Consider the following 23,852-nt stretch of genomic DNA (forward strand, 5'->3'; position numbering starts at 1 on the left):
CTCAGCCATGCATTACGTCCTGCCTCATCGGCGTGAGGAGCGCATTTATCCGCGGGCCATCCGGCTCAAATCACCGAAATATCCGATCAGAAATAAAAAAGCCAGTCAGCTTAACTGACTGGCATTAGGCCTTCGGGCTCCGTTTTTTTTTGCGTGTTTTCAGGTGGACCGAGTTGAATTCATTCGACTTGCTCGCGAAAGCGGTTCACCTGTTGGTGCGAAATCTGGATTGAAATCCTCATTAAGGTGCAAAAAACAGCCTGTATTTATATCTAATGCACCATTTAAATTCACAAAAGCGACATTTTGCCCTGTCACGGTGCAGCATGAATTGATAAAGTCCGGGACAAATCTCCTTTAACGACAATAAATTTGCCGAGACTTTTCATGATCGAATCCGTTGAATCCTTCCTTGCCCGCCTCAAGAAACGCGACCCCGACCAGCCTGAATTCCACCAGGCCGTGGAAGAAGTCCTGCGCAGTTTGTGGCCGTTTCTTGAGGCCAATCCCCACTACCTGACCTCGGGCATCCTGGAGCGCATCTGCGAGCCGGAGCGTGCGATTGTGTTCCGGGTGTCGTGGGAAGATGACCAGGGCAAAGTGCGAGTCAACCGCGGGTTCCGGATCCAGATGAACAGCGCCATCGGCCCATACAAAGGCGGCCTGCGTTTCCACCCGTCGGTGAACCTGGGGGTGCTGAAATTCCTCGCCTTCGAACAAACCTTCAAGAACTCCCTGACCTCGCTGCCCATGGGCGGCGGCAAGGGCGGCTCGGACTTCGACCCCAAGGGCAAGAGCGACGCCGAGGTGATGCGTTTCTGCCAGGCGTTCATGAGCGAGTTGTACCGCCATATCGGTTCGGACGTGGATGTGCCGGCCGGTGATATCGGCGTGGGCGCCCGTGAGATTGGTTTCCTGTTCGGCCAGTACAAGCGCCTGAGCAACCAGTTCACCTCGGTGCTGACCGGCAAGGGCATGAGCTACGGCGGCAGCTTGATCCGCCCGGAAGCCACCGGTTTTGGTTGTGTGTACTTCGCTGAAGAAATGCTCAAGCGCAACGGCGAGCGTGTCGAAGGCAAGCGCGTGGCTATCTCCGGTTCCGGCAACGTCGCTCAATACGCGGCGCGCAAGGTCATGGACCTGGGCGGCAAGGTGATTTCCCTGTCAGACTCCGAAGGCACCCTGTACTGCGAAAGCGGTTTGACCGAAGAACAATGGTCGGCACTGCTGGAGCTGAAAAACGTCCAGCGCGGGCGCATCAGCGAATTGGCCTCGCGTTTCGGCCTGGAGTTCCGCGCCGGCAAAGCGCCGTGGGAACTGGTCTGCGACATTGCACTGCCCTGCGCGACCCAGAACGAACTGGACGCCGAAGCGGCGCGCACCCTGTTGCGCAACGGCTGCGTGTGCGTGGCCGAAGGCGCCAACATGCCCACCACCCTTGAGGCTGTGGATATCTTTATCGAGGCCGGCATCCTGTTCGCGCCGGGCAAGGCGTCCAATGCAGGCGGCGTGGCGGTGAGCGGGCTGGAGATGTCGCAGAACGCCATGCGCCTGCTGTGGACTGCCGGTGAAGTGGACAGCAAGCTGCACACCATCATGCAGTCGATCCACCATGCGTGCGTGCATTACGGCGAAGAGAGCGGGCGGGTCAACTACGTGAAGGGCGCGAACATCGCAGGCTTTGTGAAAGTCGCGGACGCGATGCTGGCCCAAGGCATCGTTTAAACCTCGGGCTCGATGCGCAGGATTTCGATCAACTGATCACCGACGGGGCGCTTCCACAGCACCTCGTCGCCGACCTGCGCACCCAGCAGCGCCCGGCCCAGGGGCGAGCCCCAATTGATCAGGCCCACCGTGGCGTCGGCCTGGTCTTCGCCCACCAACTGAATGCGCTGCTCTTCGTCCTGTTCATTGGCAAAGGTCACCCAACTGCCAATCTGCACCTTGTCGGTGGAGGTCGCCGGCGCCACCACCTGGGCGCTTTGCAGGCGCTGGTTGAAGTAACGCAAATCCCGCTCAAGGTCGGCCTGGCGCTGTTTATCGGCCTGCTCGCCCTTGGCGGACTCTTCGCTGTGCTCGTTTTGTAACTGCGCAACTTTGGCCTGCAACTGCGCAAGCCCACGGGCGGTGAGGTGATTGGGTTGCGCGCTGACCTGGCGTTCCACCGGTTGGTTGGCCTGGGCGGCGGCGCTGTCTTCGTTGACGAAAGCTCGACTCATGACGTTCTCCTGCTATGGAGTTTGGGCCATGGTCGCAGGGCTTAAGTTTCGCTGGATGTCTGAAAGCGACCTATTGCGAGCGAAAGGCCCGTGCGGCGTCGCGGTCTTTTTCCTGTTGCCAGGCGCGTTCGCGGTCGTCCCAGTGGCGGTTCTTGTAGTCATTGAGGTCTTCGCTCTCGCGCATCGCCTTGCACTGGCGGAAGCCGTCATCCCAGCCTTCGGCGTAGGTGCGGTCTTTCAGGTAGCGGGGGACGTTCTTGCGAAATTCCCCGGTGATCACCCCGGCGGCTTGGCGGCCGCTGCTGCAACCGTCGTCGTAGCCGTCGGCGAAGGCGGGTGGGTAACCCTTGGCCAGTAAATCCTCATGGGTTGATTGGCAACCCGATAGCAGGGCCAACAGGCCCAGCATTACTGCGTACCGCCACATCGCTTGCTCCCTGGCCGTTGAACGGCTGATGGACGGAGTTTAGAAGGCGATTCGTTGGGGAGATGTGAAAGGGACGTGAGAAAGGCGTTGAGTTAAAGGGCCATTAACGACGATTCCCTTTAAATTGCAGGACGATTCCTAGAGAATCTCCACCCTATTGCGCCTTAGGGTTTGGATCACTAGCCTCCTGACTTCGCTGTGAGAACAGCGAACGGGTTTAGCGACCCGAACCACCAAGACGCAACCTTTTTACACACTTGGCAGACGGATTTTTTGTCGGCCATATCGTGTTATGGCGGCTGTGCGCGGGAGATCCTCGGATCTGCCGGGTGTCTAGGTGACCGGTTCGCTAACCTGCGTACAGCTGCCACCCCTTCATGTTTAGCGACGTGTCGTGGTGGTCCCTTTTTTCACTTAGAAGAGACATCATGACTAAAGTCGTCCCCGATCCACCGCTGTCCTCAATCATTACCGTCGGTGTAGTCACTTTCGGCAACTATGGCGAAAACGAGAAGCCCCTGTTCCGTGTCAACGCAGGCATGCCGATTGGTGAAGCGCTGGAACATGCCTCCACACTGCTTCACTACTCCAAGACACTCGCAATGGAAGCCGCCATGGATGTACGAGGTGAGCAATATGCGTGGGCAGCGCATTATCTATGCGAGATGGGCAAGGCAGTGGTGGACGACCTCTCCCAAGCGATGACGCCCGTCACCTAGAGACAAATACTTATCCCTGTGGTGAGCGGGCTTGTCCCGCGCAGGGCTGCATAGCAGCCCTCACCATCCTGCCTTCAGTCGTAGTAACCCACTGTTTTTTTCAGCTGGTCTGAGTATTCGTAAATCTCGTCAATCGACGAAATCGCATGTCGGGTTTCATTTTTCTCCTCGTCAAAAATCCCAATGTATTTCTGACTGCGGTTGAAATGAAGGCGACAAATCGGCTTGCGATTATTGTCGTCCAGCAATATCCCAAAATAGCTCTGTGTATCTCGCTGCACGATTCGTTTGGCATCCACCACCGAGCGTACGACAGCCCTTACTATGTGATATCCCTCAAGTTCTTCCAAGGTAGTGAGTATTTTATCTTCTGATTCGTCGCGCTCTGTAACTTCGGTATTAGCGGCGGGAGAAGTGGGCAGTGAGGCCAGAGCCGGCTGAATGGAGCCGCTCATTGCTGACTTAAGTCGATCATTGATTTGATCGTTGAGGAACTGGCTTAACGCCTTTCGAGTTAACTCAAAAAACTGCTCTCTAACTTTCTGTGTAATCACGCCTTCGTACACGCGGGAAGCGAAAACCTTGACGAAATCGTCATCTGGCTTGATGACTTGCGCGGCGATCACTTTTTTGATTTGGCTGACGTATTTCAGCTCTCCGGCAGCATTGATGATCGAATCTACATCGAAGGCAGACTTCGTCAGCTTGGTCAGCTCCGGTACTGAGTACTCGTCAATGTCCAGCAAATCCAACTCTAAGAATGGCTTTTCATCCATTTTGTTGGGTGCGTCCAGATCAGTGAAAAAGCGATAGACCTGGCCGTTGGTGAGAATCGAAATCCTCGCGCTTGTGACGTGGAAATAGCGAAACAGCTGTGACGCGTGATTGATGCTGAGTGACTCACCGATTTTTTTGCATTCGATGAGTATTTGTACCTCTCCATTTTTCATAATGGCGTAATCGATCTTTTCACCTTTTTTTGTCCCGATGTCGCAGACAAATTCCGGCGTTACTTCCTGTGGATCAAATACGTCGTAGCCCAATACTGTATTTATAAACGGCATTACAAAAGCGTTTTTTGTGGCTTCTTCTGTTTGAATTGCAGGGCCTTGTAGTCGGACTTTAGCCGCCAGACTAGTGAGCTTTTCAAAAAAATCCATATGAGCCTCTTACCTATTCAGATCCGTGTATAGATGTGGTGGCAATTTGATTGCCATCCGATACTAGACATTAATTCTGATAAAGAGAATGGAATAGAGCTGATTTGTATCGGATGAAAAAAGCTAAAAAATCGTATGACTTTTCGCGCTTATTTATCAATGAGTTGTGAGGGGCAAGAAAATTTCTGAGCCGAGATGGAATTGTAGGGGGCTTGCTACTTCAAGGCTGGCGCGGAACTTGTGGCGAGGGAGCTTGCTCCCGTTGGGGCGCGAAGCGGCCCCTGTTCAGGCTATTGAGATATTTCAGATAGGGTGAGGTGTCTGGTTTTGGGGCTGCTGCGCAGCCCAACGGGAGCAAGCTCCCTCGCCACAAGATTATGGCGCAGTTGAGTCAAGTGTCAGCGCGGCGTGTTCTGCCAGTTCTTGCTGGATGAACGCTGCAATCATCGCCCGATAGACTTGCTCTGTGACGTCCGGATTGGCGCCAACGGTATGAGCGAGATCGCGAACCTTGGCGATCACCTGCTCAACCCGCTGCGGTGCCTTAACCCCGTCACTGTCTTTTTTGAACCGCGCAGCCTGGGAGACAAAGCCCCCTCGTTCGGCCAATAGCGCGACGATCTGGCGATCAAGACGGTCGATGTTTTCCCGGACTTGTTCAAGGCTGGTGCAGTTGACTGCCATGTCGGTAAAGCTCCTGATGGATTAATAGTGATACCACTTCACCTCCAGCATCACCTCATTCACCGGTGTCGCCAAGTGGCTGTATTCACGCTGCGCACTCAATCTCAGCCCCAGGTTGCGCGACAATTCCCACTGTTGATTCAGGCTGATACTGCGCCGCACTTCGCCATTGGTGAAGAAATCACCCTTGGCTTCCAGGCTCAGGTTGCCCAGCGGGTTGCGCCACAGCACGCCGGTATTGAAACCGGCCGCCGGGGAGATCGCTTCGCCAAAGTCGCTGTTATGTTCCACGCGCACGGTGCCGAGGGCGAAGCCGAGCATGTCGTCGCGCAGTTGCCAGGTGCCGCCGGCGCCGCCGTTGACGTGGCTCACCAGCGTCTCGTCATCATGCTTGCCCGGCACGCGCTCAAGGCCGCCGGTCACTTGCCAGGACCAAGGCTGCAGCAGTTCGTTACGCGGGGTCAGTGAGCGAATGGTCGCCAGGTCCAGTTGCTGCAACTGCCAGTGATTGCCTTCGTACTGGCGCAGTTTCATTTGCAGGATTTCGATCTGCGCGCCCAGGGGGAAGCCTTCGGCGTTGTCATTCAGGTCGTGGTAGGCCATGCGCAGGCCGTATTCGCCAAATGCCTTGTCGCCCCGGGTGCCGATGCCGGCTTGCCAAGTGCGCGACTCATGGCCGTCTTCGGGAAGACCTGGGCGCTCGATTTTCAAGTCCGGCGCGGGGTTCTGGTTGATCGCCCGCAGCAGTTCGAAGCTGCGCTGGGAACGTTCGGTGTCGCGCTCCAGGCCGTTGGCGCGGTAGCGGCCAAGGCGGTAGGCGGCATCGATGATCAGGGCCTGGCGGTCTTTGGCGATGGCCTTGAAGGTAGGGGCTTGCAGTTGTTTCTGGTCGTCGCTGATCTTCAACACCCATTGCTGCTCGTCACTGTTCAGCGGCTTGGCGCGTTCCAGCAGTTCGCGCTCACGGGACGGACGATAGTCGATTTTCTCCACCAGGCCGGCCTCTTTCACGGCTTTTACCGTGTCGGTGGGGATGGCGGTCAGCGGGAATTGTTCGGTCAGCCGCAGGCTCGGGCGGGCCACCTGCAGCAGCTCCAGCAGGCGATAGGAGCAGTTTTCGTCGAAGAAGAAGTAGTCGAACTGGATCTGCTTGAGTTCCCACACGTGCTCGACCATGCGTTCGGTCTCGACCTGGGTCAGGTTCAGGCGGTATTCCCACAGGTCGCGGTTCTCCAGGCTACGGTATTCCGAGAGTTTTTCCTGGTAGGGCACCAGCGCAAACAGGCCGGGATAACCACCCATCAAGCCTTTCCAGGCGTAGAGGATGCTGTTGTCGGAGCCTTCGATATAGGCGCCGAAGTTGATCGCATAGCTGAGCAGGGCGGTGTTGTTGCTCTGCACGTCAGCCTGGTCGATGCGCAGCAGGGTATGGCCGAACATTGACGATGGGCTGTTGAGGTAGGCCGCCGGGAAGATCATCACTGCGCTGTGGGGGGCGACGTCCTTGAACCATTGCTTGAATTCCTTGCAGTCCAGCGCCGGCAAGTCAGTCAGGTGCAACTGGTCCTTGAGCCAGCGGGTACGTGCCGGGTAAACGCATTGGGCGTGTTTTTCGCCGAGGCTGGCCGGGGCGTACAGCGCCTCTACGGTCGCCTTCAGCTCCTGGTCCGGATGGTGGGCGCCATCGGGTGCGAGGAAGAATTTCTTGTCGCTGACATAACTGCGCCAGCCTTCGAACTTGCCGGACTCGTAATGCCCCAGCGAGAGCCAGAACGGGTCGTTGGCCAGTTGCTGCAAACGTTGATCATCAAGGTGCGGCGCCGCATACAGCGGGGCGCAGGCGAAGAGTGCCAGGTAGGCAAGGCGTTTGAGCATGTGGGCAACTTAAGTCGAGATAAAAAGACCCAAAGGGGAGGCAGGTCCAAAAATAATAAAACCCGTGCCTCGAAAGGCACGGGCGGGTCGAGCTTAAGCCTGGGTAGCGTATTTCGCCAGACGGGTGTCGCCTTTCAGAACTGCCAGGGTGTTGTTGTGCACGTCATCAGCCGTTACATCAGCCTTGCTGAAGATTTGCTGGAAGTGCTCGTGAGTCACGGCGGCAAAGTGCTCGCGGTCTTCAGGAGCAACACCCAGTACCACGGCGTAGGTAGTCAGCGCTTCGCCGTTACCCTTGGCCATGTCTTCGGACAGCTCGTTCATCATGCCATTCATGGCAATCCAGGATTTGCCACCGTAGGTCAGTGCGCTGTTGGTGCTGCAACCGTTGGTGCCCGAGGTCATGCCGAAGGTGGCGTTACCCGAAGTACCGTTGGTGGTGGAAGCCAGGAAGTGAGCGGGAGTGCCGCGTTGGCCTTCGAACAACATGTTGCCCCAACCGCAGTTCGGGCCACCTGGCGATTCAGCCATTGCATTGAGGGAGACGACGGTGAAGAGAGTACCGAGAAGGATCCGTTTCATAGCTTTGTTCTCTTTGTGTGCAAACCAATGGACAAGGGTTCAGGTGCCTGACAGCACCCTAGGGGTCGGTTATTAGTCCAACCCGCAGCAGGTTGGAGTTTAGGCACGATCCAAGGGTTCCGTGACTTTTTGTGAAACAAGCCGGAAACACGCGGTTTTTTTACAGCCCCGAACCCGGGTCTATGCTTTCCCTAAGCCGTGCCTTGCCAGCCGGCCCAACCCGGCGCCAGAATGCCGTCATCTGCCCCGCCTGATGTAAGGAAGCCCGATGCCTGATCCTGTTGCTGCCAGCTTGCGTCTAGCGCCCGAAGCGCTGACTCGTCCTTTTTCCGCTGAACAGTTCAGCTTCTCGACCACCAATGATTTGGAGCCCTTTCGCGGTGTGCTTGGCCAGGAACGTGCGGTCGAAGCCTTGCAGTTCGGTGTGGCCATGCCACGCCCCGGTTACAACGTATTTGTGATGGGCGAGCCCGGTACCGGGCGTTTTTCGTTCGTCAAACGCTACCTCAAGGCCGAAGGCAAACGCCTGCAGACCCCGGCGGACTGGGTCTACGTCAATAATTTCGATGAGCCTCGCGAACCCCGCGCGCTGGAGCTGCCTGCGGGCGGTGCTGCCGCGTTCATCACTGACATCAACGGCCTGATCGACAACCTCGTCGCAACCTTCCCGGCCGTCTTTGAACACCCGACGTATCAGCAGCGCAAAAGCGCTATCGACCGTGCCTTCAACCAGCGCTACGACCGAGCCCTGGACGTGATCGAGCGCCTGGCCCTGGAAAAGGACGTGGCGCTGTACCGTGACAGCACCAACATCGCGTTTACCCCGATGCTCGATGGCAAGGCCCTGGACGAGGCCGAGTTTTCGCAGTTGCCGGAAGCCGACCGCGAGCGTTTCCATACCGATATTTCCGAGCTGGAAGAACGCCTCAACGAAGAACTCGCCAGCCTGCCCCAGTGGAAGCGCGAGTCCAACAACCAGATGCGCCAGTTCAACGAAGAAACCATCACGTTGGCCTTGCAGCCACTGCTGGCGCCGTTGTCCGAGAAATATGCGGAGAACGCGGCAGTCTGCGGCTACCTGCAGGCGATGCAGGTCTACCTGCTGAAAACCGTGGTCGAGCAGTTGGTGGACGACGCAAAAACCGACGCCCAGGCCCGCAAGTTGCTGGAAGAGCAGTACTGCCCGAGCCTGGTGGTGGGCCATCCGGTCAACGGTGGCGCGCCGGTGGTGTTCGAGCCGCATCCGACCTACGACAACCTGTTCGGCCGTATTGAATACAGCACCGACCAAGGCGCGCTCTACACCACGTATCGCCAATTGCGACCGGGTGCACTGCACCGTGCCAATGGCGGTTTCCTGATCCTTGAAGCCGAGAAAATGCTCAGCGAGCCGTTTGTGTGGGACGCCCTCAAGCGTGCCTTGCAATCGCGCAAGCTGAAGATGGAATCCCCGTTGGGCGAACTGGGCCGCCTGGCCACCGTGACCCTCAACCCGCAAGTAATTCCGTTGCAGCTCAAGGTCATCATCATTGGTTCCCGTCAGCTGTACTACGCGTTGCAGGACGCGGATCCGGACTTCCAGGAGATGTTCCGGGTGCTGGTGGATTTTGACGAAGACATCCCGATGGTGGATGAAAGCCTGGAGCAGTTCGCCCAGTTGCTGAAAACCCGTACCTCGGAAGAAGGCATGGCGCCGTTGACCTCGGACGCGGTAGCGCGGCTGGCGACCTACAGCGCGCGGCTGGCGGAGAACCAGGGGCGCCTGTCGGCGCGTATCGGTGATTTGTTCCAGCTGGTCAGCGAGGCGGATTTCATTCGGCACCTGGCGGGTGATGAGCGCACGGATTCCGGGCATATCGAACGTGCGCTAAAGGCCAAGGCCACGCGCACCGGGCGGGTGTCGGCGCGAATTCTCGATGACATGCTCGCCGGGGTGATCCTGATCGACACGGCCGGTGCGGCCGTGGGCAAGTGCAACGGGCTGACGGTGCTGGAGGTCGGTGATTCGGCGTTCGGTGTGCCGGCGCGTATTTCTGCCTCGGTGTACCCGGGCGGCAGTGGCATTGTGGATATCGAGCGTGAAGTTAACCTCGGCCAGCCGATCCACTCCAAGGGCGTGATGATCCTCACCGGTTACCTGGGCAGCCGTTATGCCCAGGAATTCCCGCTGGCGATCTCGGCGAGTATCGCCCTGGAGCAGTCCTACGGTTATGTCGACGGCGATAGCGCGTCCCTGGGCGAGGCGTGCACCTTGATCTCGGCCCTGTCGAAGACGCCGCTCAAGCAGTGCTTTGCGATCACCGGCTCCATCAACCAGTTTGGTGAAGTGCAGGCGGTGGGCGGGGTCAACGAGAAGATCGAAGGCTTCTTCCGCCTCTGTGAAGCCCGCGGGCTGACCGGCGAGCAGGGGGCGATCATTCCCCAGGCCAACGTCGCGACGCTGATGCTTGATGAGAAGGTGTTGCAGGCCGTTCGGCAGGGGCAGTTCCATGTCTACGCCGTGCGTCAGGCCGACGAGGCCTTGAGCCTGCTGGTGGGTGAGCCTGCCGGCTCGCCGGACGAGGAGGGGCAATTCCCAGAAGGCAGCGTCAATGCACGGGTGGTGGAGCGTCTGCGGGCGATTGCCGAGATGATCAGTGAAGATGACCTGAAGGAAGTCGAGAAGGAGCTGGCGCAGGAGGCGTTGGCTGAGGCCAAACCCGTGTGATCAGTGCCGAAGGGGCCGGTTTCAGGCCCCTTCGGCATATTTTTGACGCCGCCGTGACGGCAGTTGTCCGTTGGTCCCCCCGCCTTGGTTTGTAGCGGGTTTCTTCTATTCTCACCTCTAGGGATATCCACAGGAGTCGCTGGATAGAAACAGTCTTGCCTTGCGAGGCTGAATACCGGATCTACCGAGGGTCGCCGCCATGTCGCGCAACCTCTGCCTCACCCGCCAGTGCCTGGGCCTGGTCACCCGTATCGAATGTTCCATTCGCCCTCTCGCGGGGGATACCGGGATGTGGACCTTGTTGTTTGCCGCCGGAATGACCGGCGAACAGCCTTCCACCATCAAGTCCCAAGGCCCGTTTCACGGACCTTTCGTGGCACAAACCATCCTCGATTCGATCGTCGAAAGCCTGACCCTGCACGGGTACGAACTGGCTGACGACCCGCAGATCTGGTGCCTGCACCTGCAAGCGCACTTGCGACAGCTCAATGGCGGGCGGCCGCAAGTGGTAGGGGACATGCACCGATAGGTTATTTCTGCGGGGCGGCCTCGGGCTTGTCCAGCTTCACTTCAAATCCATACTGCACCGTTTTCAGCCCGGTGCGCTGGTAGGTCTCCAGCGTGGTCGGCTGGCCGTAGAAGTAATGCACGTCGAACAACGCCGTGCCGTACTCCTCAGCGCGGTGGCTGACGCCGAGAATTTCCTTCAAGTAGTTGCCACTGGCGTCCTTGGCATAGAACCGCCAGCTGTCAGCGGGGAACAGATTCTGGTCGACAATCAGCGCGTTGTCTTTCAGCTCCAGGCCTTTGGGCAGTTGCCCGGCAATGACGCTGCCTTTTTCGATGGTGGCCAGGAACAGCGGCATTGACCCCACGGCAAACCCAGGGTTTTCGGGGAACAGGTTCAGGTCATAGGTAATGGTGCCGCGCCCCGGGTCGACCTCGTAGGCTTCGGCGGGTAGTTCGATCGGCTCGCCGAGCTTGCCTTCTTCGTTGGCGGTGAGGAAGGTCACGGGGGCATCACCGCCGCCGCGGTCGTCGCCCAGCAGGTCGTCGTTGAAGGTGTAGGGGTGATCAAACTCGACGTGCGCCGCGCTGGCGTCATCCACCGACTGGTTGATGGTGACGCTTTTCTTCAGATGGTCTTCGGACAGGGTGGCGTCCTTGAGCCAGTCCGAAGCCTGGTCGTCATACACGGTGACGGGCATCGGCAAGGGCTGCACGGTTTTTTCCAGGCTGTTCTTGTCGAAGCGCCGTACGGGCAGGTCCAGGTCTTTGCGGGTCACGGTGGCTTGGGAAAAGTCTAGGACACTGACTTGCAGGTTGTCGATCAGGCCATTGAAGTACACCTTGGTGTAGTGGCTGCCTTGCTTTTGTTCGAAGGCTTTCTGCTCGTCTTCCAGTTGCTTCTCGAAGGCGTCGGACCAGGCCTTCTGCTTTTGCATCTGGGCGAGTTGCTTCTCGTAGAACGCCAGTTGTGCAGCGTTTTCGTTGATCGAGCCCGAACGCGAGAGAAATTGCCCGGTGGTATCGCGAGCCTGTACCAGCAGCGGGTTAGGCGATTCGTCCGCGACTTCCGGCGCCAGCGGGGCGCTGTTGGTCAGTTCGATCTCGGCGTAGTTCTTTTCCAGGGTCAGCAGGGTGACGGTGACGTTTTCTTCGGTGCGTTTGTGGCCCACGTCCTTTTTCGACAAATCGAAGGTGAAGACTTTGCGCGGGGCGATCACTTCTACCTTGCCCTTGAGGGTGACGGGCTGCGGCTGGCTCTTGTTTTCTGTCTCGATGCCTTCGACGAACGGGTAGGTGACCGTCAGGTCATCGGGGTTGGTCAGGTTGGAACTGGTGGGGCTCAACTGGATGCCCGGGTCGGTTTCCGACCATTCCGGCTGGAAGGGGATGACCTTGTTGTTGCTCAGGGTTACCGACTGCCATTCCAGGCCGTGGGGGAAGGGGAATTGGTCGGGCATGTTGAAGTTGAACGGGAAGATCGGCTGCAGGTCCGTCAGGTAGTCCGAATGGGACGCCTTGCGCAGCACAAACAGGCCATTGATGTAGGTGTCAACCAGGGCCTGGGGCGTAGGGTAATGCTTGAGCAGCGCCAGGGCGTCTTCGCTGTACTCGGCCTCGATGGGCTTGGTGGCGAGCTTGGCCCGTGCCCGTTCCAGCAACAGCAGCGAGCCACCGAGCTCGGACACGGCGTCCTTGAGCTTGGAGTCCTGGATGGCATCCAGGGACTGTTCGAACTTGGCGGTTTTCTCTTCGAGGCTGGCTTGCTTGTGTTCATCGCTGGGTGAACAACCGCTGCCCATCAGCAACGCCGCGCACAGGCCAATGCTGGCCAAAGGGGATCGCACATCCATTATCTGAGTTTTCCTGTCCGACATCATCGAGCCGAGTTGATAGCTCGACACTAGCAGAAAAAATCTTTTACAGATGCCGTACAGATCAGTTTTCTCGACGGTTTCTGGGGGTTGGGTGCGGCTGGTATACTCGGCTCCATTTTTAGCCAAGCTGTGTGAGATTCAATGGAACGCTTTATCGAAAATGCAATGTATGCCTCACGCTGGCTGTTGGCGCCGATCTATTTCGGGTTGTCCCTGGGGCTGCTGGCGCTGGGGCTGAAATTCTTCCAGGAAGTGTTCCATGTGATTCCCATCGTCTTCACGATGACCGAGTCGGATGTGATCCTGGTGCTGCTGTCCTTGATCGACATGGCCCTGGTGGGTGGCTTGCTGGTGATGGTGATGATCAGCGGCTACGAGAACTTCGTCTCCCAGCTCGACATCGACGAAAGCAAAGAGAAGCTCAACTGGCTGGGGACCATGGATTCCTCGTCGCTGAAGATGAAGGTCGCGGCGTCTATCGTGGCGATTTCGTCGATCCATTTGCTGCGGGTCTTCATGGACGCCAAGAACGTCGACCCCGAGCACCTGAAGTGGTACGTGATCATTCACATGACCTTCGTGGTGTCGGCGTTTGCCATGGGCTACCTGGACAAAGTCACCAAGCACTAATGGACGAGTGGCCGGTATTCGCCTTGTGGTTCGAGGCGTTCCGGCCTATTTCTATAGCTCTGTCCTGGAGGTGCCGCCATGAACCTGCAAGAGCTGTATGCCTACGCCACGGTGGGGCGCATTGACCAATTGAGCCTGATCTCCCTCGAAGGTGGCATCTACGTGCTGGAAGCCCGCATGCAGGGCAAGGCCTACCCGTTGGGTGATGACCAGGGCAAAACCCTGCACCTGCGCTCGGTGGAGCACGCGCGCCAACTGCTGCACAAGCACGCCATGCCGAAAATGCCGTTTGAGCTGGTGCACACCTCGGTGCACGACGAAATGTGCGGCATGCCGCCCAGTGCCGAGGAAAGCCTGCGCTTGCCGATCGCGATCCACTCTGCCTGGTAAGGGCGGGGGCTCATCATCGGTCGTTCTTGTGTGCTAGTCTGCTCGCCCTTTTAGTTCTGGGCGGTTCGGGAAATGTTGCAGTTTTCCGGCGCTGTCCTACAGCGGAGCAGTTCCATGTCCGAAGTTAACTTGTCCACCGACGAAACCCGCGTGAGCTACGGCATTGGCCGTCAGTTGGGCGACCAACTGCGCGACAACCCGCCACCGGGCGTGAGCCTGGACGCGATCCTGGCTGGCCTGACCGACGCTTTTGCCGGCAAGCCTAGCCGCGTGGACCAAGAGCAAATGGCCGCCAGCTTCAAGGTCATCCGCGAAATCATGCAAGCCGAAGCCGCTGCAAAGGCTGAAGCTGCTGCTGGTGAAGGCCTGGCTTTCCTGGCTGAAAACGCCAAGCGTGACGGCATCACCACCCTGGCTTCCGGCCTGCAATTTGAAGTGCTGACTGCAGGTGATGGCGCCAAGCCTGGCCGTGAAGACCAGGTTCGCACTCACTACCACGGCACTCTGATCGACGGCACTGTGTTCGACAGCTCCTACGAGCGCGGCCAGCCTGCAGAATTCCCGGTTGGCGGCGTGATCGCCGGCTGGACCGAAGCCCTGCAACTGATGAATGCCGGCAGCAAATGGCGTCTGTACGTGCCGAGCGAACTGGCTTACGGCGCTCAAGGCGTTGGCAGCATCCCGCCGCACAGCGTTCTGGTATTCGACGTCGAGCTGCTCGACGTTCTGTAAGACCGCTGACTGTTGTTCTTGCTTTATGTGGGAGCCGGGCTTGCCCGCGATGCAGACGACTCGGTCTGACGTGTTACCGAGGCGATGCTATCGCAGGCAAGCCCGCTCCCACATGAAGCTGGTGCGACCTGATTTTGCGCGGTTGCTCATGGATGAAACTTGCCATTGAGATCCGTCACCGGGCGCAACGCCCGGGCATAGCAGAACAGAAACAGGTTTCTCACCACCTCCTTCAACACCGAAGGTTCACTGGAACTCAGGCCATTGACGTCCAGGTCGCCCTGATCCTGCAGTTCACTTAACGCTTCTTCTTCCAGCACCGCGCAGACTTCCCCGGTTTCCCGGTGGAGGATCCGCAGGTATGGGTGTGGACGGTCCAGCCAGGCATCGATCAAATAAGTCATGGGTTGCGTCTCCTTGATGGGTTTCAATGAGAATAATTCTTATTCAAGGAATAGCAAGTGCCTATTGGCGATTTCCGGATTTTTCTGTGTGGATATTGTTTTTGATCAAAAGGCCTGGCCTTTTGCCGCCAGTGCGGAAGTGCGGAAGTGACGCGGGGAGGGTGAAGCGCCATCCCGTGCAGGGCACGAGATGGAAGCAGCAGATTCAGACCTTGCGCACGAACTCGGACTTGAGCTTCATCGGGCCGATACCGTCGATCTTGCAGTCGATATCGTGGTCGCCGTCGCACAGGCGGATATTCTTGACCTTGGTGCCGACCTTGACCACCAGGGACGTGCCCTTGACCTTGAGGTCCTTGATCACAGTGATGGTGTCGCCGTCCTGCAGGACGTTACCCACAGAGTCTTTCTTCACGGATTCATCGCTGGCAGCCTCGGCTTCGCCACCGACGGCCCATTCATGGGCGCATTCCGGGCAAATCAGCTGGGCGCCGTCTTCGTAGGTGTATTCGGAATTGCATTTCGGGCAGGGTGGCAACGTGCTCACTAAAGCTCCTTTAGTTTCAGGATGGCTAAAAAGCGCACATTGTATAGGGTTTTAGCGTGGGGAGGGGAGCGCCGTCCCTGTAGGAGCGAGCTTGCTCGCGAAGAACTCAATGACACCGCGTTTATTCAGGATGTACGCATTATCGTTAACGTTCTTCGCGAGCAAGCTCGCTCCTACAGATGTTCATCAGTGAGTGCGGGCGACCGCGAATTCACTCAGCTCAACCAGGGCGTCCCGGTATTCGCTGGCTGGAAGGGCTTCCAGGCATTGGATGGCGCGAGCGACGTAGTCACGGGCCAATTGCGCGGTGTATTCGAGGGAGCCCGAGGCTTCCACGGCTTCGCGGATGCTTTCCAGGTCTTCGATCCCGCCTTTCTGGATCGCCTTGCGCACCAGGGCGGCCTGTTCCGGCGTGCCTTCGCGCATGGTGTAGATCAGCGGCAAGGTCGGCTTGCCCTCGGCCAAGTCGTCACCGACGTTCTTGCCCAGGGTTTCGGCGTCGCCGCGATAATCCAGCAGGTCGTCCACGAGTTGGAAGGCCACACCAAGGTGATCGCCGAAGGTACGCAGGGCTTCGCTCTGCTCGGGGGTCGCTTCGCAGAGGGCTGCGGCGCTGTGGGTCGAGGCTTCGAAGAGCATCGCAGTCTTGCCGCGAATCACTTCCATGTAGGTTTCTTCGGTGGTGCTGGCGTCGCGAACCTTCGACAGCTGCAGCACTTCGCCTTCAGCGATGATGCGCGTGGCCTGTGAAAGAATCTTCATCACCGGCATCGAGCCCAGTTCGACCATCATTTCGAACGAGCGCGAGTACAGGAAGTCGCCCACCAGCACGCTTGGCGCGTTGCCCCACATGGCGTTGGCCGTCTCGCGACCACGGCGCATGCCGGACATGTCGACCACGTCGTCGTGCAGCAAGGTGGCGGTGTGCAGGAACTCGATGGTCGCAGCCAGCAGGCGCAGGTCATCGCCTTCGCGGCCCAAGGCCTTGCCACACAGCAACACTAATAAAGGACGCAGGCGTTTACCGCCGGCCGACGTAATGTAGTCGCCAATTTTGGAGACCAGCGGCACTTTAGAAGTCAGCTGCTTCTTGATGATGCCGTCGACGGCGCTAAAATCGTCCGCCACCGCGCGGTAGAAAGCTTGGGGTTGCATCAGCGACAGTCGCTCCGAAAGGGTTGCGCGGCATGCTAGGACCCGCGTCTCGTAGTGTCAAGGCGCGATAGACGGCTACTTGCAACACCTCCATAGCTTGCGTACAATCGCGCACCCTGAACTTCCTGGGCAGCACCTGCCTTACGCAATTGCATTCGGGACGTCCATCCCATGCAGCCATGCCAGCCAATACCTCTTCTTATAAAGCGCTGGGTGAGCAGGATTATCGGAGAAATACCATGTCGTACGCAGTAATTGTTACTGGTGGCAAGCAATACAAGGTCGCCCCAGGTGAATACCTGAAGATCGAGAAGCTGGAAATCGCTACTGGCGAATCCGTTACTTTTGATCGCGTTCTGTTGGTCGCCAATGGCGATGACGTGAACATCGGCGCTCCAGTTGTTGCAGGCGCTACCGTTGTGGCTGAAGTGATCTCCCAAGGTCGTCACGATAAAGTCCGCATCATCAAGTTCCGTCGTCGTAAGCACCACATGAAGCGTATGGGCCACCGCCAGTGGTACACCGAGATCAAAATCACCGGTATTCAGGCTTAATTTCAGCCTAATTCCTCACTAGGAGAATTGACTCATGGCACACAAAAAAGCTGGTGGTAGTACCCGTAACGGTCGCGACTCAGAAGCCAAACGCCTTGGCGTGAAGATGTATGGCGGCCAGGTTATCATTCCGGGCAACATCATCGTGCGTCAGCGCGGCACCCAATTCCACGCCGGTTACGGTGTTGGCATGGGTAAAGATCACACTCTGTTCGCTAAAATCGACGGCGTGATCAAGTTTGAAGTAAAAGGCGCTTTCAACCGCCGTTACGTGAGCATTGTCCCGAAGACTGAAGTCGTCGCGGCATAATTACGTAGTTGCTGGAAAAGCCCTGTCTCGCGACGGGGCTTTTTCGTTTGTGGGGTGAGTCTCTTGCAAAGCTGTTTGTGATGGGCGAAAGCAGCTGGATTTGCGGTCGTTGCTTGAGGTCGCTGCGCTCATTTTTGCAAGAGTCTTATGTCTTGGTTTCTTAAGCTCGTCCACGCGACGAGAGGCGTTTTGTTATGAAGTTTGTTGATGAAGTTTCGATCCGAGTAAAAGCTGGCGACGGCGGTAACGGTTGCATGAGTTTCCGTCGGGAAAAATTCATCGAAAACGGTGGTCCTAACGGCGGTGATGGCGGTGATGGCGGCTCGGTCTACATGATCGCCGACGAAAACCTCAACACCCTGGTGGACTACCGTTACACCCGGCACTTTGATGCCGAGCGTGGCTCCAACGGCGGCAGCACTGACTGCACCGGTAAAAAAGGCGAAGAGCTGGTCCTGCGGGTTCCGGTCGGCACCACCGTGATCGACTCCGCTACCCAGGAAATCATCGGTGACCTGACCAAAGCCGGTCAGCGCCTGCTGGTGGCTCATGGCGGCTGGCACGGTCTGGGTAACACCCGTTTCAAATCCAGTACCAACCGTGCGCCACGCCAGACCACGCCGGGCAAGCCTGGCGAGCAGCGTGACCTCAAGCTGGAAATGAAGGTGCTGGCTGACGTGGGTCTGCTGGGTCTGCCGAACGCCGGTAAAAGTACGTTCATTCGCTCAGTGTCTGCTGCCAAGCCGAAAGTCGCCGATTACCCGTTCACGACCTTGGTGCCGAACCTGGGTGTGGTCAGTGTCGACCGCTGGAAAAGCTTTGTGGTCGCGGACATTCCGGGCCTGATCGAAGGTGCATCCGATGGCGCGGGCCTGGGGATTCGCTTTCTCAAGCACTTGTCCCGTACCCGTTTGCTGCTGCACCTCGTCGACATGGCGCCGCTGGATGACACCAGTGCGCCGGACGCTGCTGAAGTGATCGTCAGCGAGCTGACCAAGTTCAGCCCATCCCTGGCTGAGCGTGATCGTTGGTTGGTGCTGAACAAGTGCGACCAGATCCTCGAGGAAGAGCACGAAGAGCGCGTCAAGGAAATCGTCGATCGCCTGGAATGGACGGGTCCGGTCTACGTGATCTCCGCCATTGCCAAAGAAGGCACTGAGCGCCTGACTCGCGACATCATGCGTTACCTGGAAGACCGTGCCGATCGCCTGGCTGCCGACCCTGTCTATAAGGCGGAACTGGCCGAACTGGATCAGCGCATCGAAGACGAAGCCCGTGCCCAGTTGCAGGCGCTGGACGACCAGCGCGCGCTGCGTCGCAGTGGCGTGAAGTCGGTCCATGACATCGGTGACGATGATTGGGACGAAGAAGACGTGGATGATGAAGATGGCCCGGAAATCATTTACGTGCGCGACTGATCCGTTGCGATAAACTTAAACGCCGCTCACTCGAGCGGCGTTTTGGTATCTGGATATACGTAGTCACGAATAACGTTATGGGCGGCGCTGGGTCGCGCGGCCCTCAATCTAAGGTTGAAGATGATGCGGAGCAAAGTGACAGGTGCGCAGCGTTGGGTCGTTAAGATCGGTAGCGCGCTGCTGACGGCGGATGGCAAAGGGCTGGATCGTGCGGCCATGAGCGTCTGGGTGGATCAGATGGTGGCCTTGCATGAGGCTGGCGTCGAGTTGGTGCTGGTGTCGTCCGGGGCTGTTGCTGCGGGCATGAGCCGTCTCGGCTGGACCGCGCGACCCAGCGCGATGCACGAGCTGCAAGCCGCTGCCGCCATTGGTCAGATGGGCCTGGTGCAGGCCTGGGAGTCCAGCTTTGCCGAGCACGGTCGCCACACGGCGCAGATTCTGCTGACCCATGACGACTTGTCAGACCGCAAGCGCTACCTGAATGCCCGCAGCACCTTGCGCGCCCTGGTGGAACTCAAGGTGATCCCGGTGATCAACGAGAACGACACCGTGGTAACCGACGAAATTCGTTTCGGCGACAACGACACCCTGGCGGCGCTGGTGGCTAACCTGGTTGAGGCTGACTTGCTGGTGATCCTCACGGATCGCGACGGCATGTTTGACGCCGACCCGCGCAATAACCCTGATGCCCAGTTGATTTACGAAGCGCGCGCCGATGATCCGGCGCTGGATGCGGTAGCCGGTAGTGTCGGTGGTGCTCTGGGGCGTGGCGGCATGCAGACCAAGCTGCGTGCGGCGCGGCTGGCGGCGCGTTCAGGCGCGCATACCATCATTGTGGGCGGCCGGATTGAGCGGGTGCTGGATCGCCTCAAGGCAGGCGAGCGTATCGGTACGCTGCTGTCGCCTGAGCGCGGCATGCTGGCGGCGCGCAAGCAGTGGCTGGCGGGGCATCTTCAGACGCGCGGTACCCTGGTGCTGGATGCCGGTGCGGTGTCTGCGTTGTCTCAGGGCAACAAAAGCCTGCTGCCGGTAGGTGTAAAATTGGTCCAGGGCAGCTTCCGCCGTGGCGAGATGGTGGTATGTGTGGCGCCGGACGGTCGCGAGATCGCCCGTGGCCTGGCCAACTACAGTGCCCTTGAGGCGCAGAAAATCATTGGGCAGTCGTCTGAAGCGATTGTCGGTCTGTTGGGTTACATGGCTGAGCCGGAGTTGGTTCACCGGGATAACCTGATTCTGGTTTAAGTAAAAAGGAAGTCTCGATGCGCGTAATGAAGGGATTGCTCGGTTTGCTGCTGGCGATGCCGTTGCTGGCGTCGGCCGAAGAGATTGGCCAGGTGTCGACGGTGTTCAAGTTTGTCGGCCCCAATGACCGCATCGTGGTCGAGGCCTTTGATGATCCGAAGGTGGATGGCGTGACCTGCTACCTGTCCCGCGCCAAGACGGGCGGCGTGAAGGGCGGCCTGGGTCTGGCAGAGGATCGCGCCGAGGCGTCGATTGCCTGCCGTCAGGTCGGCGCAATTCGCTTCAAGGGCGAGCTGAAGGATGGGGATGAGGTGTTCAAGGAGCGCACGTCCCTGGTGTTCAAGACCATGCAGGTGGTGCGTTTCCTCGACAAGAAGCGCAATACCCTGGTGTATCTGGTCTACAGCGACCGCTTGATCGAAGGCAGCCCGCAGAATGCGGTGACGGCGATTCCGATCTTGCCGTGGCCTACCGCGCAATAAGCCTAAACACGTAGAGCCGGCATGCCGGCTCTTTTTTGGCTTGTTCAAATCGCAGGTAATAAAAAACCGACCCTGAGGTCGGTTTTTTAACAAGCTTATCGCTTAGGCTGCAGCAGCAAGGTTCAGAGCCTTGATGTGGCCATTCAGACGACCTTTATGGCGAGCAGCTTTGTTCTTGTGGATGATGCCTTTATCGGCCATACGGTCGATAACTGGCACGGCCAGAACGTAAGCAGCTTGAGCTTTTTCAGCGTCTTTTGCGTCAATGGCCTTAACTACATTCTTGATGTAGGTACGAACCATGGAACGCAGGCTGGCGTTGTGGCTGCGACGCTTCTCAGCCTGTTTTGCACGTTTTTTGGCGGAAGGTGTGTTGGCCACCGTCGAGCTCCTCGAAAGACTTTTTAGGAAATAGCAAACAAAATAGGCCGCGAATCATGCCGATGAGTTGAAGTCTTGTCAAGGGCGGGTGATGCGAACTGCTGAGTGGTCGATCTTAAGAGGCGGGTGATTTATTTCCGGCGCTTGACCTGTAAACTCGCGAGCTTTGGCTCTGTGCTTGTTGCAGGCGCGGAGTATCGCATATGTGGGCCGTTTGTTCGCCTGCTCTTTATCTATAGGCAAAAACTCTTTCAATGAATCTGCTCAAATCGTTGGCCGCCGTCAGCTCTATCACGATGATTTCCCGGGTTCTGGGGTTTGTGCGTGACACGCTGCTGGCACGTATTTTTGGTGCCAGCATGGCCACGGATGCCTTCTTTATTGCCTTTAAACTGCCCAATCTGCTGCGGCGGATCTTCGCCGAGGGGGCTTTTTCCCAGGCATTCGTGCCGATTCTGGCCGAATACAAGGCCCAGCAAGGCGAGGAGGCGACCCGCACCTTTATTGCTTATGTTTCGGGTTTGCTGACGTTGGTGCTGACGCTGGTGACGATCGCCGGGATGCTCGCCGCGCCCTGGGTGATCTGGGCCACAGCCCCCGGTTTTGCCAATACGCCGGAAAAATTCGCCCTGACCACTGATCTGTTGCGGGTGACCTTTCCTTATATATTGCTGATTTCCCTGTCGTCCCTTGCCGGGGCGATCCTCAACACCTGGAACCGCTTCTCGGTGCCGGCGTTCGTGCCGACCCTGCTTAACGTCAGCATGATTATCTTTGCGCTGTTCCTGACGCCGTACTTCGATCCGCCCGTGATGGCCCTGGGCTGGGCGGTATTGGCCGGTGGCCTGGCACAACTGCTGTACCAACTGCCGCACCTGAAGAAAATCGGCATGCTTGTGCTGCCGCGCCTGAACCTCAAGGACACCGGCGTCTGGCGGGTGATGCGCAATATGCTGCCGGCAATCCTCGGGGTTTCCGTCAGCCAGATCTCGCTGATCATCAATACAGCCTTTGCCTCGTTACTGGTCTCGGGCTCCGTATCGTGGATGTACTACGCCGACCGTCTGATGGAGTTGCCGTCTGGCGTGCTGGGCGTGGCGCTTGGCACCATCCTGCTGCCAACGTTGTCTCGCACTTATGCCAGCAAGGACCGCCACGAATACTCGCGGATCCTCGATTGGGGCCTGCGTCTTTGCTTCGTGTTGGTGCTGCCCTGCGCCGTGGCCTTGGGGTTACTCGCCGAGCCGCTGACGGTTGCGCTGTTCCAGTACGGCCAGTTCACCGCATTTGACGCCTCGATGACCCAGCGTGCGCTGATCGCCTATTCCGTCGGCCTGCTGGGCATCATCGTGATCAAGGTGCTGGCCCCGGGCTTCTATGCTCAACAGAACATCCGTACCCCGGTAAAAATCGCGATCTTTACCCTTGTGGTGACGCAACTGCTCAACCTGGCGTTCATCGGCCCGCTGAAGCATGCCGGGCTGGCGCTGGCGATCAGTGTGGGTGCCTGCATCAATGCCGGGCTGCTGTTTTACCAACTGCGTAAACAGAAAATGTTCCAGCCTCAGGCAGGTTGGGGCCCGTTTGCCATCAAGCTGGTGGTGGCGGTGGGTGCCATGGCTGCGGTACTGCTGGGCCTGATGCACTTCATGCCCGCCTGGGATCAGGGCCATATGCTGGAGCGCTTCATGCGCCTCGGTGCATTGGTGGTGGCTGGCGTGGTGGTGTACTTCGGCATGTTGCTGCTGATGGGCTTCCGCCTGCGGGATTTCAATCGCAAGTCGCTGAGCTAGAGACTTTTCGTCGATAAGACGGTTGTTTTATCGATTCGCGCAAATGGCCTGCGCTGTTGCCTGTCGTCCGGGGCCGGGTGTGGTTATAATCGACCACTTTATGAGCAAGAAGCGCGTTATGCAGCTGGTTCGAGGTCTCCACAACCTGCGCCCCCAGCATCGGGGCTGCGTCGCCACTATTGGCAACTTTGACGGTGTTCACCGTGGCCACCAGGCTATCCTGGCCCGCCTGCGTGAGCGTGCGGTTGAGTTGGGCGTGCCCAGCTGCGTGGTGATTTTTGAACCACAGCCGCGCGAATTCTTTACCCCGGAGACGGCGCCGGCGCGTCTGGCCCGTCTACGGGACAAACTGCAACTGCTGGCTGAAGAAGGCGTCGACCGCGTCCTCTGCCTGGCTTTCAACCAGCGTTTGCGCAGCCTCAGCGCCGCCGAGTTCGTCGACCGTATCCTGGTGGACGGCCTGGGCGTGCAGCACCTGGAGGTCGGCGACGACTTCCGTTTCGGTTGCGACCGGGTAGGCGATTTCGATTTCCTGCAACAAGCCGGCGTCACCCAGGGTTTTACCGTCGAAGCCGCGCAAACCGTCGAACTGGACGGCCTGCGCGTGAGCAGTACCCAAGTGCGTAACGCCCTGGCCGCTGCCGACTTCGCCTTGGCCGAGCGTTTGCTCGGTCGCCCGTTCCGGATTGCCGGGCGGGTTCTGCACGGCCAGAAGCTGGCGCGCCAACTGGGCACGCCAACCGCCAACGTGCAACTCAAGCGCCGTCGTGTGCCACTGACCGGGGTTTACCTGGTGAGTGTCGACATCGACGGCCAATCGTGGCCCGGAGTCGCCAACATAGGCGTCAGGCCCACGGTTGCAGGTGATGGCAAAGCCCACCTGGAAGTTCACCTTTTGGATTTTGCCGGTGATTTGTATGACCGGCGTTTGACGGTGGCTTTCCACCAAAAGCTGCGTGAAGAGCAGCGTTTCGCCTCCCTGGAGGCGTTGAAAACGGCGATCAATGCGGATGTCGCCGCCGCCCGTGCACTAGCCGCACCTAGCGCCCATCGCTAA

The 23,852-nt window shown here is 58.4% G+C and carries 25 protein-coding genes; 14 read left to right on the forward strand and 11 right to left on the reverse strand.

The features are described from left to right. The first annotated feature begins 387 nt into the window (after nt 1-387). On the forward strand, nt 388-1,725 hold the full coding sequence (gene gdhA, locus CEC48_RS23695; RefSeq protein ID WP_088425959.1) for an NADP-specific glutamate dehydrogenase: 1,338 nt from the start codon (nt 388-390) through the stop codon (nt 1,723-1,725). Here the strand turns inward: gdhA and CEC48_RS23700 are convergent. Together CEC48_RS23700 and CEC48_RS23705 are read right to left on the reverse strand one after the other, a co-directional pair. Next, nucleotides 1,722-2,219 (reverse strand): GreA/GreB family elongation factor, encoded by a 498-nt coding sequence (locus CEC48_RS23700; protein WP_088425960.1) that lies wholly within the window; start codon nt 2,217-2,219, stop codon nt 1,722-1,724. The two genes, gdhA and CEC48_RS23700, sit on opposite strands and share 4 nt — an antisense overlap. A gap of 70 nt (nt 2,220-2,289) precedes the next feature. Next, nucleotides 2,290-2,646, reverse strand: coding sequence for a hypothetical protein (locus CEC48_RS23705; RefSeq protein WP_088425961.1), 357 nt, complete (start codon nt 2,644-2,646; stop codon nt 2,290-2,292). Between the two features lie 428 nt (nt 2,647-3,074). Here CEC48_RS23705 and CEC48_RS23715 point away from each other — a divergent pair, with 428 nt between their 5' ends. After that, nucleotides 3,075-3,365: a DUF3077 domain-containing protein gene (locus CEC48_RS23715; protein ID WP_088425963.1), complete on the forward strand. Its 291-nt coding sequence runs from the start codon at nt 3,075-3,077 to the stop codon at nt 3,363-3,365. Between the two features lie 74 nt (nt 3,366-3,439). On the opposite strand, the gene CEC48_RS23720 is transcribed toward CEC48_RS23715, so the two are convergent. The 4 genes from CEC48_RS23720 to CEC48_RS23735 form a co-directional block, all read right to left on the reverse strand. Beyond that, entirely contained in the window at nt 3,440-4,525 is a 1,086-nt protein-coding gene (locus tag CEC48_RS23720) for a type I restriction endonuclease (RefSeq protein WP_088425964.1), read from the reverse strand. 375 nt (nt 4,526-4,900) lie between these two features. Further along, nucleotides 4,901-5,209 carry a chorismate mutase gene (locus CEC48_RS23725; RefSeq protein WP_088425965.1) on the reverse strand — a complete coding sequence of 103 codons (309 nt, stop codon included), beginning with the start codon at nt 5,207-5,209 and terminating at the stop codon, nt 4,901-4,903. Nucleotides 5,210-5,230: 21 nt separating this feature from the next. Continuing rightward, nucleotides 5,231-7,084 (reverse strand): DUF4105 domain-containing protein, encoded by a 1,854-nt coding sequence (locus tag CEC48_RS23730; RefSeq protein ID WP_088425966.1) that lies wholly within the window; start codon nt 7,082-7,084, stop codon nt 5,231-5,233. 93 nt (nt 7,085-7,177) lie between these two features. Then, nucleotides 7,178-7,666 carry a DUF3015 domain-containing protein gene (locus CEC48_RS23735; RefSeq protein WP_088425967.1) on the reverse strand — a complete coding sequence of 163 codons (489 nt, stop codon included), beginning with the start codon at nt 7,664-7,666 and terminating at the stop codon, nt 7,178-7,180. Nucleotides 7,667-7,934: 268 nt separating this feature from the next. Between CEC48_RS23735 and CEC48_RS23740 the strand changes: the two genes are divergently transcribed. Continuing rightward, the gene (locus CEC48_RS23740; protein WP_088425968.1) at nt 7,935-10,373 is read left to right on the forward strand and encodes a Lon protease family protein; all 2,439 of its coding nucleotides are present in this window, start codon (nt 7,935-7,937) and stop codon (nt 10,371-10,373) included. A 199-nt stretch (nt 10,374-10,572) separates the two neighbouring features. Next, nucleotides 10,573-10,902 (forward strand): hypothetical protein, encoded by a 330-nt coding sequence (locus CEC48_RS23745; protein WP_017477813.1) that lies wholly within the window; start codon nt 10,573-10,575, stop codon nt 10,900-10,902. 1 nt (nt 10,903) lies between these two features. Here CEC48_RS23745 and CEC48_RS23750 read toward each other — a convergent pair whose 3' ends face one another. Beyond that, entirely contained in the window at nt 10,904-12,733 is a 1,830-nt protein-coding gene (locus tag CEC48_RS23750; protein ID WP_088425969.1) for a hypothetical protein, read from the reverse strand. 165 nt (nt 12,734-12,898) lie between these two features. On the opposite strand from CEC48_RS23750, the gene CEC48_RS23755 reads away from it, so the two are divergent. The 3 genes from CEC48_RS23755 (at nt 12,899) to CEC48_RS23765 (ending at nt 14,509) form a co-directional block, all read left to right on the forward strand. Beyond that, a complete protein-coding gene (locus tag CEC48_RS23755) occupies nt 12,899-13,387 on the forward strand; it encodes a TIGR00645 family protein (RefSeq protein WP_088425970.1) in 489 nt (162 codons plus the stop codon). A gap of 78 nt (nt 13,388-13,465) precedes the next feature. After that, a complete protein-coding gene (locus tag CEC48_RS23760) occupies nt 13,466-13,777 on the forward strand; it encodes a DUF6482 family protein (protein WP_088425971.1) in 312 nt (103 codons plus the stop codon). Nucleotides 13,778-13,891: 114 nt separating this feature from the next. After that, nucleotides 13,892-14,509: an FKBP-type peptidyl-prolyl cis-trans isomerase gene (locus CEC48_RS23765; protein ID WP_088425972.1), complete on the forward strand. Its 618-nt coding sequence runs from the start codon at nt 13,892-13,894 to the stop codon at nt 14,507-14,509. A gap of 146 nt (nt 14,510-14,655) precedes the next feature. Here the strand turns inward: CEC48_RS23765 and CEC48_RS23770 are convergent, their stop codons facing one another. The 3 genes from CEC48_RS23770 to CEC48_RS23780 form a co-directional block, all read right to left on the reverse strand. Beyond that, a complete protein-coding gene (locus CEC48_RS23770; protein ID WP_088425973.1) occupies nt 14,656-14,913 on the reverse strand; it encodes a hypothetical protein in 258 nt (85 codons plus the stop codon). A 205-nt stretch (nt 14,914-15,118) separates the two neighbouring features. Further along, entirely contained in the window at nt 15,119-15,460 is a 342-nt protein-coding gene (locus tag CEC48_RS23775) for a zinc ribbon domain-containing protein YjdM (protein ID WP_003215858.1), read from the reverse strand. Nucleotides 15,461-15,646: 186 nt separating this feature from the next. Beyond that, nucleotides 15,647-16,615, reverse strand: a complete 969-nt coding sequence (locus tag CEC48_RS23780) for a polyprenyl synthetase family protein (RefSeq protein ID WP_003215860.1) — start codon at nt 16,613-16,615, stop codon at nt 15,647-15,649. A 239-nt stretch (nt 16,616-16,854) separates the two neighbouring features. Here CEC48_RS23780 and rplU point away from each other — a divergent pair, with 239 nt between their 5' ends. The 5 genes from rplU (at nt 16,855) to CEC48_RS23805 (ending at nt 20,621) form a co-directional block, all read left to right on the forward strand. Then, complete coding sequence (gene rplU / locus CEC48_RS23785) at nt 16,855-17,169, forward strand: 50S ribosomal protein L21 (protein WP_003176051.1); 315 nt, start codon at nt 16,855-16,857, stop codon at nt 17,167-17,169. A 34-nt stretch (nt 17,170-17,203) separates the two neighbouring features. Next, nucleotides 17,204-17,479 (forward strand): 50S ribosomal protein L27, encoded by a 276-nt coding sequence (rpmA, locus tag CEC48_RS23790; protein ID WP_003215862.1) that lies wholly within the window; start codon nt 17,204-17,206, stop codon nt 17,477-17,479. 194 nt (nt 17,480-17,673) lie between these two features. Next, nucleotides 17,674-18,897, forward strand: coding sequence for an Obg family GTPase CgtA (gene cgtA / locus CEC48_RS23795; protein WP_076014014.1), 1,224 nt, complete (start codon nt 17,674-17,676; stop codon nt 18,895-18,897). A gap of 123 nt (nt 18,898-19,020) precedes the next feature. Further along, the gene (proB, locus tag CEC48_RS23800; protein WP_010174957.1) at nt 19,021-20,139 is read left to right on the forward strand and encodes a glutamate 5-kinase; all 1,119 of its coding nucleotides are present in this window, start codon (nt 19,021-19,023) and stop codon (nt 20,137-20,139) included. Between the two features lie 17 nt (nt 20,140-20,156). Next, entirely contained in the window at nt 20,157-20,621 is a 465-nt protein-coding gene (locus CEC48_RS23805) for a CreA family protein (RefSeq protein WP_008432835.1), read from the forward strand. Nucleotides 20,622-20,723: 102 nt separating this feature from the next. Here CEC48_RS23805 and rpsT read toward each other — a convergent pair whose 3' ends face one another. Then, complete coding sequence (gene rpsT, locus CEC48_RS23810; protein ID WP_003215870.1) at nt 20,724-21,002, reverse strand: 30S ribosomal protein S20; 279 nt, start codon at nt 21,000-21,002, stop codon at nt 20,724-20,726. A gap of 254 nt (nt 21,003-21,256) precedes the next feature. Between rpsT and murJ the strand changes: the two genes are divergently transcribed. Beyond that, nucleotides 21,257-22,795, forward strand: coding sequence for a murein biosynthesis integral membrane protein MurJ (murJ, locus tag CEC48_RS23815; protein ID WP_088425974.1), 1,539 nt, complete (start codon nt 21,257-21,259; stop codon nt 22,793-22,795). 118 nt (nt 22,796-22,913) lie between these two features. Beyond that, nucleotides 22,914-23,852 carry a bifunctional riboflavin kinase/FAD synthetase gene (ribF, locus tag CEC48_RS23820; protein ID WP_076014011.1) on the forward strand — a complete coding sequence of 313 codons (939 nt, stop codon included), beginning with the start codon at nt 22,914-22,916 and terminating at the stop codon, nt 23,850-23,852.

Origin of the sequence: Pseudomonas sp. K2I15, from assembly GCF_002204795.1 — a bacterium.
Lineage (GTDB): Bacteria > Pseudomonadota > Gammaproteobacteria > Pseudomonadales > Pseudomonadaceae > Aquipseudomonas.